Source organism: Microbacterium sp. NPDC055665 (assembly GCF_053618035.1).
The window spans coordinates 1-11,006 of sequence record NZ_JBSHGY010000009.1; the positions used below are offsets into that span (position 1 = coordinate 1).

Below are 11,006 nucleotides of genomic sequence, written 5' to 3' on the forward strand. Positions count from 1 at the left end.
CGGGCGCGGGGGGCGTCCCCACCTCGTTGTGCGCTGCTGTGAGGGTTGGGTGGGGCCGCCCGCCCCCCCCCGGGCCCACCACATGTGTCTCAGGGGACGATCGAGTCGATGTAGCCGCCGTCGACCCGCACGGCGGCGCCGGTCGTCGCGGAAGCGAGAGGAGAAGCGAGGTAGACGACCATGTTCGCGATCTCCTCGGGCTCGATCAGCCGCTGCAGCAGCGACTGCGGGCGGTGCAGGCGCATGAACTCGCGCTGCGCCTCGTCCCACGGCAGCGTCGGGTCGACCAGCTCGTACACGAAGTCCTCGACGCCGCCGGTGTGGGTCGGGCCGGCCAGCACCGAGTTGACGGTGACCCCCGTGCCCGCCGCCTCCTTGGCGAATCCGCGGGACACCGCGAGAAGGGCCGTCTTCGACATTCCGTAGTGGATCATCTCGGCGGGGATCACCACGGCCGAGTCGCTGGCGATGTCGAGCACCCGGCCCCAGCCGCGCTCGGTCATGCCCGGCAGCGTCGCGCGGATGAGGCGGACCGCGGCCAGGACGTTGACGTCGAAGTATCGCCGCCACTCGTCGTCGGTGATGTCGAGTGCGGGCGTCGCGCCGAAGATCCCCAGGTTGTTGACGAGGATGTCGACATCGCCGGTCGCGGCCAGCACCGCATCCGCTCCTGCCTGGTCGGTGACGTCTCCCGCTGCGGCGAAGAGATCCCGTGCAGAATTCTCCTGCTGCAGCTCGGTGATGACGGAGGCGACCGTTTCGGGCTTGCGGCCGTTGACCGCCACGCGTGCGCCCGCGTCGGCGAGTGCCGCGGCGATCGCCCGCCCGATGCCCTGCGTGGAGCCGGTGACGAGTGCGGTCCTGCCCGTGAGATCGATGCGCATGGTGTTCCCTCCGTGATGGATGCTGCCAGCTGGTGCAACGGTGGTCGCAGCGATTTCATGCCCGGGGCGTCCGGCATACGCGAGAGAAGCGATTGTGGACGAAAGTAAAACGTTAGCTGGTCAAATGTCGTATAGGATGGATCTGTCGTTGCTCGGGGCGGACTGGGGAAGGCCGTCCGGGCACAGACGCGGGCCGCGATCCCTTCGCTGCCGCGCGTCACTGGCCGCGGCGAGAGCCGCCTGTTCTCGGTGCGCCTCCCCCTCCCGCACCGGGCAGCGCCCCCCGACGTGGAACCCGAGGGTCCACGTCGGGGGGATGTGTCGTCCACGCGATCCTGACGCGGCGTTTCGTTGGCCTCTCGTCCTGCAACGTGTAACATTTCACTCGACTCTGCCGGGCAGGTGCGAGGAATGGATTGCGAGGCGTCTCCATGGACGACGAAACGGATCGGGCGACACGGCTCCGACTCGGACTGCGTTGGCTCGTCGGCGGCGCCGCGAGCGCCATGATCTTGATCGTCGCATGGTTCGCCTACGGTGCGGCCATCGATTCGCCCGTGACCATGACGGCCGCGGCCGGGGTCTTCGCGGCTGTCCTGGCCGCCGGGAGCAGTTGGCACGCGGCACTGCGGACGCAGCTCGATCTGATCGCAGCGGAGGCCGAACCGCTCGCGGACGCCTCCCGCCCGCTGTACGGATCACGCTGAAGCCGGCGCCCGGGTCGCGCCGGAAGCGGCGTCTCCGGGGATGTGGCGTCAGGCGAGGAGGGCGGTCGCGTTATCGGACGTGATCGCTCGCAGCGCGGAGGGTGAAAGCGCAGAGGCCGCGAGCTGCAGCGCCGTGGCCTCCGGGGCCTGCACGGGGAAGGCGCTGCCGAACATCCAGCGCTCCGGGTCGTCACCGAGGCCGTCGGCGACAGCCGTGGGGCCGTTGACGTGCCACAGGTCGAGCCGCAGCCATTCGGGCGCAGCGTCACCGAGGTGCCGGTTCAGCGTGATCCAGTCCGCGCGGTTCAGCCCGCTCAGCAGCAGTGGATGAGCAGGGCTCTCGCGCACGAGGTCGGCGATCCGGTGCACTTCGAGGTCGCCGGCGGGGGAGAGCGGATGCCGCACTCGGGCATCGTCGAGCCGGGCGATTAGCTGCAGGGGCAACCCGCGGTCGGCGCACACCTCGAGCACCGGGCGCACGGCAGAGACCTCGTAGCGGTGGAAACCGGGACCGACGCGCACGCCGCGCGCACCGGCGGCCATGGCATCGTCGAGCTCCTCGCGCCACGTCGGGTCACGCGGATCGATCGTCGCGAACACCCGGAACAGCGGGTCGTCGGCACACGCCGCGAGCGCGGCCTCGTTGCCGGTGCGCGTGTCGAAGCCGAACAGCGATGCCAGATGCGAGACCCAGACCGAGTGCAGGCCGAGGCGGTCGGCGTGGGCGCGCAGGGCGTCAGCATCCGCGGCGGCGGAAAGACGGTAGGGCCACTGCCCGAGGAAGCAGGTGGTGTCGGTGGCGCCGAGGTCGGCGAACGCGCGCAGCATCCGTCGCGCCTGCACGGTCATGCCGCGACCTCCGCGAGCCAGCGGGCCACCGTGCCGCCGAAGACCCGCTCTTCCGCCTCGGGGTCGAGCCCCGCGCCGAGCACCTTGCCGACGTTGGCCGCGAGGTCGATGTGGGGCAGGTCGGAGCCGAAGACCACCCGATCGGGGCCGAGCCGCTCGACGGCCTGCGCCACCTCGCCGGCGCCGATGATCGTGCCCGAGGTGTCGACCGCCACGTTGGCGCACGAGCGCACCGTGTTCACCGCCGACTCGGGCTGACCTCCCAGATGCGCCATCAGGAAGCGCACGTCGGGGTGGCGGCGGGCGGCGGCCGCGATGTGCTCGGCCGTGGACTCGTAGGGGAAGCGGTCGACGGTCTTGCGCCACGCATGGGCGAGCACGATCAGGCGGTGCTCGGCGGCGTACTCGAGGATCGGGTCGCTGAGCGGATCGTCGGCCAGCGTCGCGATCCAGAGCTTGATGCCGATCATGCCCCGGTCCTCGATGTTGCGGCGCAGATCGTCGAGGCTGTCGCGACCGAACCGCGGATTGACGTAGCAGTAGCCGCGCAGCCGGTCGGGGTATCGGCGCAGTTCGCCGGCAAGCACGGTGTTCATCTCGCGCACCTCGTCGAGGCTCGGGTGGGCTTGGAAGCCTCCGAGGTTGCTGCACAGGAACAGCTCGATGCCGAGGCGGTCGCCGGCGTCGAACACCGTGGGATCGAAACGGCCCTCGTCGAGATGGGTGTGGGCGTCGATGCCGATCATGCCATCGCCTCGCTGACGGCGACCGCGGCTCGGCGCAGCGTCTCGTCGATGTCGTCCTCGGTGTGTGCGGCATTGACGTACACGACTCGATAGAAGGAGAGTCCGTGGCGGAACGCCGCCCGCAGGAACGCCTGGATCTCGGCGTCGGCGCCGACGAACTGCGGGCACGCCGGGTGCCCGACGAGTCGGATGTCGGAGCCGGCCTCAGCGAACATCGTGTTCATGCCGTTCTGCAGTCGGGTGCCGGAGGCGAGCAGTCGCGCGATCACGTCGCGGTCGCGGATGGCGGTCATCGTCGCGGTGGCGGCTGCGAGCGACAGGGTCTCGCCGCCGTAGGTCGAGGTCACGACCACCTCGCCGCGGTCGAGCACGCCGAGCACCTCCCGGCGCCCGCAGTAGACCGCGAGGGGCATCCCGTTCGCGATGCCCTTGCCGAACGCCGACAGGTCGGGGAGGACACCGGTCGCCTCGGCCATGCCGCCGAGCGCCACCCGGAAGCCGGTGACCATCTCGTCGTAGGCCAGCAGGGCGCCGTGCCGGTCGGCGAGGTCGCGCAGGTAGCGATAGAAGCCGGCCGCCTCGGGGATGGCGGGGTAGTCGGCGGCGACGAGGATCACCGCGATCTCCGAACCTCGGGTGAGGAACAGGCGGTCGAGGGTGGCGCGATCTTCCCAGTCGACCGCGTGATGCAGCGCAGCGAGAGCGGCCGGCACGCCGGGCACGGCATCCGTCGTCGCACCCGGCAGCACGCGGGCGCCCGCGGCGAGCGAGTTGAGCCAGCCGTTGTAGCCGATCTGCACGACACGGTCGCGACCGGTGTGCGCACGAGCGATGCGGATGATCGCGGCCAGCGCTTCGCCGCCGGTCTTCAGGAAGCGCGCGGCCTCGGTGCCGGGCACGAGGGAGCAGAACAGCTCGGCCGTGGTCGTCTCGAGCGGATGCGGGTGGCCGAACAGGATGCCGTCGTCGAGCTGGGCGCGGATCGCGGCGTCGACCGTCGGATCCGCATACCCGAGCGTGACCGGGCCGAGCGCGCAGCGGTAGTCGATGAACTCGCGGCCGCGGTCGTCCCACACGCGGCATCCGCGCCCTCGGACGATGACCTCGGGCTCCTCCGGCAGCAGCGTCGGCGCCTTGGAGTTGGTGCTCGACCCGACCGGCATCACGGCCAGCGCGCGCTGCCGCCATCCGGTCGTGGTGTGCGCGGTGTGCATGCCTGGCCTCTCTGCCGTTCGGATCCTGCGGGTGTGGTGTCTAGGCGAGGGTGACGACCTCGCCGCCGCGGGTTGCGGAGAGTTGCGCGGCCTTCGCGATCTCGACCGTGCGGATGCCGACACCGGCGTCGGGCTGCGGCTGCCGGCCCTCGCGCAGGGCGCGGACGAACTCGTCGAGCAGCAGGGCGTCGAGGTCCGCTCCGACGGGACTCCACGTCTCGCCGAGCGCATCGTGGCCGGCCACGCCCTTCGCGAACGGGCTGACCGTGACGGTGCCGCGCTCGGCCACGACCTGCAGCGTGAGGCCGCCCCAGGTCGCCGAGCTCATCGGCCAGCTCCAGGAGCAGTCGATCGTGGCGATCACACCGCTCGGGTACTGGATGGTGACGAGTCCGCCGGTCTCGACCGCGAGCTCGCGCTGCGCGTGCAGGATGCTGTTCGACACCGCCCGCACGGACTGCGCCCGCTCACCCAGCAGTTCATCGAGCAGGTCGGCGCAGTGCACGACGTGGTCGACGAGTGCGCCACCGCCCGCCAGCTCGGGGTCGGTGAACCAGGCGCGATCCTGCGGGAGCTTGCCGTTGTTGATGCCGGTGACGCCGAGGACCTTGCCGAGCCGGCCGCTGCGCAGCTCGGCGATCGCGTCGCGCACGCCCGGGGCGAAGCGCACCGGGTACGCGACCATCAGGATCACGCCGGCCTTCTCGCAGGCCTCGCGCATCGCGATCGCGTCGTCGACGGTCGTGGCCAGCGGCTTCTCGCACAGCACGTGCACCCCGGCGGCGGCCGCGCGCTCGACGAGGGCGCGGTGGCGGGAGTTCTCGGCGGCGATCACGACGGCGTCCGGCTTCCAGGCGAAGGCCTCGTCGTACGTGTCGACGTACGCCACGCCCAGCTCTGCGGCCAGTGCGGCACCGCGGGGGGCGTCGTCGGGCGCCGTGGCGCCGTCGGGGTCGGTGGCGATCAGCTCGACGCCGGGCATCTGCGTCAGCGCATGCACGTAGCTCAGGGCGTGGGTGTGCGCGAACGACAGGACGGCGATGCGCAGCGGGCGGGGGGCGGTCATCGGACGGCCTCCTCGGCCTCGGAGCGGTCGGGGGCGGGGGCCGCGAGGGGCAGCGCGACGGGCGTGCCGGCGGCGATCGAGGCGTAGGCGGCCTCGGCGACCGCGACGGCTTCGATGCCGTCGGCCGGGCTGACCCGCGCGTCGCGGCCTTCGCGCAGCGCGGCCACGAAGTCGGCGATCTCGGCGTAGTACGGGCTCTCTTCGGGTGACATCGGCGGCAGGTAGTCGGTGGCTCCGGCGTCGAGCACGGCGTCCGTGCGCAGCGAGGCGTCTTCGGCGCTGTCGTATCGCAGTCGGCCCTCGGATCCCGCGACCTCGACGCTCGTGCGGAACGGCATGCCCGGTGCGACCCAGCTGGCGTGTAGATGGCTGATCACGCCGCTGCGGTGCGTCAGTACGACGTGCGCCGTGACGGGCGCGGGAACCCGGTCGTCGACGGTCGGCGGGTTCTGCACCGCGAAGACCGTGGCGACGGGCCCGGCGAACCAGACCGCCTGATCGATGTCGTGGATCATCAGGTCGCGGATGACGCCGCCGCCCGTGCTCTCCGAGAAGAACCAGGGCGTCTGCGGCGCGGAGCCGGCGCGGCTGAACCGCTGCACCGCGAGCGTGCCGATGCGTCCGGCGTCGATGCCGGCCTTGATCTGCGCGTACTCGCCCATGTAGCGCACGACGTGGGCGGGAAAGAGCCGCACACCGGCATCTTCGGCTGCCTGGGCGACCGTCGCCGCAGCCTCGGCGGTGGCGGCCAGCGGCTTCTCACAGATGACGTCCCGCCCGCGCCGGATCGCCCGCAGCGCGAAGTCGGCGTGGGTGCTGCTGGGGGTCACGATGTCGACGATGTCGACCAGCTCGATGAGCGCGTCGACGTCGGGGACGAGCGCGAAACCGTACTCCTCGGCGATCTCCTCGGCGCCAGCGAGAGAGGTGACGTAGCCCTCGGCGCCCAGCGCCCGCCACGCGTCGGCGTGCACGCGCGAGATGCCGCCGGCTCCGATGAGTCCGACCTTCAACGTGCTCACTGCTTCTCCTCGGTGTTCTCGGCGGTGGTGTTATCGACGGTGGTGTTCTCGACCGGCAGGGGCGTGATCGGCGGGGCCGGCATGTCGTCGATGCCGTAGATCTCGGCGGCGTGCCGCTGGAAGGCATGCACCACCGCACCGTGCGCTGCGGCCTCGGCGCCCAGACGGGCCTCGGCGAGCGGCACCTGGAACGGCAGACCGAGGTGCCCGGGAAGCGCGGCCCGCAGCGGGTCGAGCAGCTGCTCGTGCGCGGCGGAGAGGCCGCCACCGATGACGATCATGGCCGGGTCGACCGTCATCGTCAGGGTCGCGATCCCGTGGGCGAGCTCGTCGATGAAGCCGTCGAGCTCCTGCTGGGCGGCGGCGTCTCCGCCACGCGCCAGAGCGAAGACCTCGGCGGCGGTCGGGGCGGTGCGCCACGAGATCTGTCCGGTCTCGCTGTTGAGTCCGCGGAAGGCGAGGCGGCCGATGTCGCCGGCGGCGTTGTGGATGCCGCGCCGCGGGCGACCGCCGAGGATGAGCCCCATCGCGATGCGGTTGCCGACCGAGAGGTAGATGACGTCGTCGACGAGCTGTGCGACACCGAGGTGGTGTTCCGCGACCGCGGCCAGGCGCACCCCGTTGTCGACCGCGACGGGGCAGCCGAACGCCTGCCGCAGCTGCGAGCCGATGTCGATGCCCGACCACTCGGGGATGACGACCGAGGTGGTCACCCGCCCTGCGTCATCGACGATGCCGGGGAGCGAGACGCCGACCGCGCGCAGCTTCGACGCGGGGATCCCGGCGTCGAACAGGGTGCGGCGCACGTCGTCGATGACGGCGGTGAGTTTGGAGGCGCCGTCGGGCTGCTCGGCGACGCCGGGGTAGCTGCGCTGCACGATCACGGCTCCCGCGAGGTCGGCCAGCACGACCCGCACGCTGGCGACGCCGATGTCGACGCCGACGACGGTGCCGGCGGCGGCATGGAACGAATAGCGCCGGGCGGGGCGACCGGCTCCGCCGCCGTTCTGCGCCGGGGCGTCGACGATCAGCCCGGAGTCGCCCAGGGCGGTCACGGCATTCTCGACCGAGGTGCGCGAGATCTCGAGGGAGCGGGAGAGGTCGTTGACGGTCGCGGGGCCCGCGTCGCGCAGCTGCAGAGCCGATCGCGCGACGATCGAGCGCGGACTGTTCACGGCCATGTGCTGCCCCCTCTTCTTCTCCGTCGTCGGGTGCGATCAAATTAGCACACCGAATTCTCAGATCAAGCTTTGTTGTTTTCGAACGGGAAACACGCCTGAAACAAGCGCCTGAGAACTTGTACTTGACGAATTATCCCATCCCAGTGTCATAATGAACCGTACTCAGCACGGTTCAAGCAAAGGAGCACCATGCGCGTCAGCAAGTTCATCGGCGTCGCCGCGGGAGTCGCGGCTGCCACCCTGTTGGCCGGATGTTCGGCCGGCGGAGGCAACACCGCAGAGGGTGAGCAGGACATCACGGTCTGGCTCTACCCGGTCATCGCCGACGAGGCGGTGCACAAGGACTTCTGGGACTCGACGATCGCCGACTTCGAGAAGAAGAACGAGAACATCAACGTCGACTACGAGATCTTCCCGTGGGCCAACCGCGACGAGGCTCTGCAGACGGCGATCGCGGCCGGCAAGGGTCCCGACGTCGTCTACCTCATCCCCGACCAGCTCGCGGCGTACCAGAAGTCGATCGCACCGCTCAACGACCTGCTGAGCGAAGAGCGCCAGGGCGACCTGCTGCCCAACGTGAAGACCTCGGTCACCCTCGACGGTGACATCCTCGGAGCGCCGCTGCTCACCAGTGCCCAGCCCCTCCTGTGCAACGCGGCCGCGTTCGAAGCCGCCGGCGTCACCGAGTACCCCGAGACGTGGGACGACATCGCCGAGATGGCCCCCAAGTTCACGGAGAAGGGCATGTACGCCCTCAACTACCCGGCATCCGCCGAGAACACCCTGAACCTCACCTACTACCCGCTGCTGTGGCAGGCCGGTGGCGAGGTCTACACGAAGGACGGCGACGTCGGCTTCGACAGCAAGGAAGGCGAGAAGGCGCTCACCTTCCTCACCGACCTGGCCGAGGCCGGAGCGCTCGACCCCGAGGCGCTCACCACCAACGTCCCGCTCGAGCAGACGGCCGTCGCTCAGGGCAAGGTCGCCTGCACCTGGAACAACGCGGTCCCCGAGGTCCTACCCTTCTGGGGCGAGGAGAACGTCAAGGTCCTCGCACCGCTGACCGAGAAGGAGACCGTGGCCTACGGCACGGTCGGCTCGCTCTCGGTGCTCAAGGGCTCCAAGGCACAGGATGCCGCGGCGAAGTTCGCGGAATACGCGACCGGCGCCGACGTCATCGAGCCGTACCTCAAGGCGGCCGGATTCTTCTCGGCGCTCAGCACCACCGAGCCGCTGTACGCGGATGACCCGCTGCTCGGCGAGGTCGAGAAGTACGTGCCCGACACCACGGTCGGCGAGCTCAACGCCTCGTCGCGTGCGCTCATGGGCGTGCTCGCGCCCGAGATCCAGGCCGCCCTCCTCGGGGACAAGTCCCCGGAGGACGCCCTGAAGGATGCCGCGACCGCCGCGGCACCGCTCACCAAGAAGTAAGCAGCATCCGGGGGCGTGCGGAGCCCGAACTCCGCACGCCCCCGTTCCCTTCACTCCCCCACGTGAGGAATCACTGATGACGACGGCAACCACGGCGAAGAGGCCCGCAGGGCGGGTCGCACGGGTGCTCGCACGGCGAGAGGCGCGCATCGCGTTCCTGTTCGTGCTCCCTGCGTTCCTCCTCTTCATCGCCTTCCGCTTCGGCCCCAGCATCGTCGGCGTCGCCTTGAGCTTCTTCGACTACGACATCACCGGCGAGATCTCCTGGCGCGGGCTCGACCACTTCCAGCGCATGATCGCCGACCCGCTGTTCTGGCGGGCGATGGGCACCACGCTGATCTACACGGTGTTCGCTGTGCCGATCGCGCTCGTGCTCTCCACCGTGATGGCGCTCGGCGTGCGCCGCGCCTTCCGGGGCGCGCGCTTCTTCCGGTCGATCTTCTTCCTCCCCGTCATCACCTCGCTCGTGCTGGCGGGCTCGATCTTCGTCTGGATATTCTCGGCCAACGGCCCCTGGTCGGCGCTGATGACCCCCCTGGGTCTCGGCGGATCCTGGCTGGGCAGCACCGTGCTCGTCATCCCGGCCATCGTCGTCGTGGGCGTCTGGTCGCGATTCGGCTACGGGATGATGATCCTCATCGCCGCGCTGCAGGACGTGCCGCGCGAGCTCGAAGAGGCGGCCCTGATGGACGGAGCAGGCGCCTGGCAGCGCTTCCGCTACGTCATCCTCCCGGTGCTGCGTCCGACCTTCTTCTTCCTCGCGGTGATCGAGACGACCGCCGCGTTCCAGGTGTTCGACGTCATCTACGTGATGACCCAGGGTGGACCCGCGAACGCCAGCTACTCGCTCGTCTACATGCTGTACGACCAGGGCTTCCGCTACTTCGACTACGGATACGCGGCCGCCATCGGTGTGGCCCTGTTCATCATGACCCTCGTCGTCGCGCTCATCCAGCGCCTGGTGATCGGAAAGCAGAAATGACCGCTCTGTTGCAGCCGCCGACCCAGCCGCCGACGCAGTCGCCGGTGATGCCGCCGAAGACGTCGACCAAGCAGCGCCGCGCATACCGCGCACTCCAGCCCACCGGCTGGGGGATCGTCGGACGATGGATCTGGCTGAGCCTGGCCGGCATCCTCAGCTTCTTCCCCTTCTACGCGATGGTCGTGCTGAGCCTGAAGCCGGGCATGGTCGTCGAGCTCCCCGGGTCGCTGCTGCCGTTCCAGGACATCTCGTTCGAGGCCTACGAGCAGGTGCTCGCCGGGCAGAACATCCTCGGCTGGCTCGGCAACACGCTCATCTACTCGCTCGTCTCGGTCGTCGCGGTGCTGTTCCTCTCGGCGCTCGCGGGGTACGCCTTCGCCAAGAAGCGCTTCCGCGGCAAGGAGGTGATGTTCTGGTCGTTCCTCGCGATGGTGATGGTCCCGTTCCACGTCACCCTCATCCCGACGTTCATCCTCATGGCGAACCTCGGCGGCGTCGACACGTACTGGGGCCTGATCCTGCCGTCGCTCGCCAACGCGCAGGCCGTGTTCCTGATGCGGCAGTTCATCTCGGGCCTCCCCGACGAGCTGTTCGAGGCCGCCCGCATCGACGGTGCGGGCGAGTTCCGCATCTTCCTGCGGATCGTGCTGCCGCTGTGCAAGCCGATCCTCGCGACCCTCGGCATCTTCGTCTTCCTGTGGCACTGGAACGACTTCCTGTGGCCGCTCATCATCGCGAAGTCCAACGCGATGTTCACACTCACCGTCGGCATCTCGTCGCTGCAGCAGCAGAACGTCCCGCTGAGCACCATGCTCGCCGGATCCGTCGTGGCGCTGCTGCCCATCTTCCTCGCGTACCTCATCGCTCAGCGGTACGTGCAGGAGGGCGTGGCCGGTACGGGCATCAAGGGCTGAGAAGAAGGGA

The 11,006-nt window shown here is 69.8% G+C and carries 11 protein-coding genes; 4 read left to right on the top strand and 7 right to left on the bottom strand.

Going from position 1 to position 11,006, the window contains the following annotated elements:
* Positions 1-89: 89 nt before the first annotated feature.
* On the bottom strand, positions 90-884 hold the full coding sequence (locus ACWGO6_RS15870; RefSeq protein ID WP_452327223.1) for an SDR family NAD(P)-dependent oxidoreductase: 795 nt from the start codon (positions 882-884) through the stop codon (positions 90-92).
* 431 nt (positions 885-1,315) lie between these two features.
* Between ACWGO6_RS15870 and ACWGO6_RS15875 the strand changes: the two genes are divergently transcribed.
* Positions 1,316-1,591, top strand: a complete 276-nt coding sequence (locus ACWGO6_RS15875; RefSeq protein ID WP_136041772.1) for a hypothetical protein — start codon at positions 1,316-1,318, stop codon at positions 1,589-1,591.
* A gap of 48 nt (positions 1,592-1,639) precedes the next feature.
* Here ACWGO6_RS15875 and ACWGO6_RS15880 read toward each other — a convergent pair whose 3' ends face one another.
* Genes ACWGO6_RS15880 through ACWGO6_RS15905 form a run of 6 tightly spaced genes read right to left on the bottom strand, consistent with a single transcriptional unit; the run spans position 1,640 to position 7,669 of the window.
* Complete coding sequence (locus ACWGO6_RS15880; RefSeq protein ID WP_452327224.1) at positions 1,640-2,440, bottom strand: amidohydrolase family protein; 801 nt, start codon at positions 2,438-2,440, stop codon at positions 1,640-1,642.
* On the bottom strand, positions 2,437-3,186 hold the full coding sequence (locus ACWGO6_RS15885; protein WP_452327225.1) for an amidohydrolase family protein: 750 nt from the start codon (positions 3,184-3,186) through the stop codon (positions 2,437-2,439). The genes ACWGO6_RS15880 and ACWGO6_RS15885 overlap by 4 nt, the downstream gene beginning before the upstream one ends.
* Complete coding sequence (locus ACWGO6_RS15890; protein ID WP_452327226.1) at positions 3,183-4,400, bottom strand: aminotransferase class III-fold pyridoxal phosphate-dependent enzyme; 1,218 nt, start codon at positions 4,398-4,400, stop codon at positions 3,183-3,185. The genes ACWGO6_RS15885 and ACWGO6_RS15890 overlap by 4 nt, the downstream gene beginning before the upstream one ends.
* A 40-nt stretch (positions 4,401-4,440) precedes the next feature.
* Positions 4,441-5,466, bottom strand: a complete 1,026-nt coding sequence (locus ACWGO6_RS15895) for a Gfo/Idh/MocA family protein (protein ID WP_452327227.1) — start codon at positions 5,464-5,466, stop codon at positions 4,441-4,443.
* Entirely contained in the window at positions 5,463-6,488 is a 1,026-nt protein-coding gene (locus ACWGO6_RS15900) for a Gfo/Idh/MocA family protein (protein WP_452327228.1), read from the bottom strand. Before ACWGO6_RS15900 ends, ACWGO6_RS15895 begins: the two co-directional genes overlap by 4 nt.
* Entirely contained in the window at positions 6,485-7,669 is a 1,185-nt protein-coding gene (locus ACWGO6_RS15905) for an ROK family protein (RefSeq protein WP_452327229.1), read from the bottom strand. The genes ACWGO6_RS15900 and ACWGO6_RS15905 overlap by 4 nt, the downstream gene beginning before the upstream one ends.
* A 189-nt stretch (positions 7,670-7,858) precedes the next feature.
* Between ACWGO6_RS15905 and ACWGO6_RS15910 the strand changes: the two genes are divergently transcribed.
* From ACWGO6_RS15910 to ACWGO6_RS15920, 3 genes are all read left to right on the top strand, one after another.
* The gene (locus ACWGO6_RS15910) at positions 7,859-9,100 is read left to right on the top strand and encodes an ABC transporter substrate-binding protein (RefSeq protein ID WP_376102036.1); all 1,242 of its coding nucleotides are present in this window, start codon (positions 7,859-7,861) and stop codon (positions 9,098-9,100) included.
* A 76-nt stretch (positions 9,101-9,176) separates the two neighbouring features.
* Complete coding sequence (locus ACWGO6_RS15915) at positions 9,177-10,082, top strand: carbohydrate ABC transporter permease (protein ID WP_136041780.1); 906 nt, start codon at positions 9,177-9,179, stop codon at positions 10,080-10,082.
* Positions 10,079-10,996, top strand: a complete 918-nt coding sequence (locus ACWGO6_RS15920) for a carbohydrate ABC transporter permease (RefSeq protein WP_376102038.1) — start codon at positions 10,079-10,081, stop codon at positions 10,994-10,996. The genes ACWGO6_RS15915 and ACWGO6_RS15920 overlap by 4 nt, the downstream gene beginning before the upstream one ends.
* Positions 10,997-11,006: the final 10 nt, after the last annotated feature.

Coding starts and splice junctions, on each gene's coding strand:
- ACWGO6_RS15870 (WP_452327223.1), bottom strand. CDS start 884: ATGCGCATCGATCTCACGGGCAGGACCGCACTCGTCACCGGCTCCACG.
- ACWGO6_RS15875 (WP_136041772.1), top strand. CDS start 1,316: ATGGACGACGAAACGGATCGGGCGACACGGCTCCGACTCGGACTGCGT.
- ACWGO6_RS15880 (WP_452327224.1), bottom strand. CDS start 2,440: ATGACCGTGCAGGCGCGACGGATGCTGCGCGCGTTCGCCGACCTCGGC.
- ACWGO6_RS15885 (WP_452327225.1), bottom strand. CDS start 3,186: ATGATCGGCATCGACGCCCACACCCATCTCGACGAGGGCCGTTTCGAT.
- ACWGO6_RS15890 (WP_452327226.1), bottom strand. CDS start 4,400: ATGCACACCGCGCACACCACGACCGGATGGCGGCAGCGCGCGCTGGCC.
- ACWGO6_RS15895 (WP_452327227.1), bottom strand. CDS start 5,466: ATGACCGCCCCCCGCCCGCTGCGCATCGCCGTCCTGTCGTTCGCGCAC.
- ACWGO6_RS15905 (WP_452327229.1), bottom strand. CDS start 7,669: ATGGCCGTGAACAGTCCGCGCTCGATCGTCGCGCGATCGGCTCTGCAG.
- ACWGO6_RS15910 (WP_376102036.1), top strand. CDS start 7,859: ATGCGCGTCAGCAAGTTCATCGGCGTCGCCGCGGGAGTCGCGGCTGCC.
- ACWGO6_RS15915 (WP_136041780.1), top strand. CDS start 9,177: ATGACGACGGCAACCACGGCGAAGAGGCCCGCAGGGCGGGTCGCACGG.
- ACWGO6_RS15920 (WP_376102038.1), top strand. CDS start 10,079: ATGACCGCTCTGTTGCAGCCGCCGACCCAGCCGCCGACGCAGTCGCCG.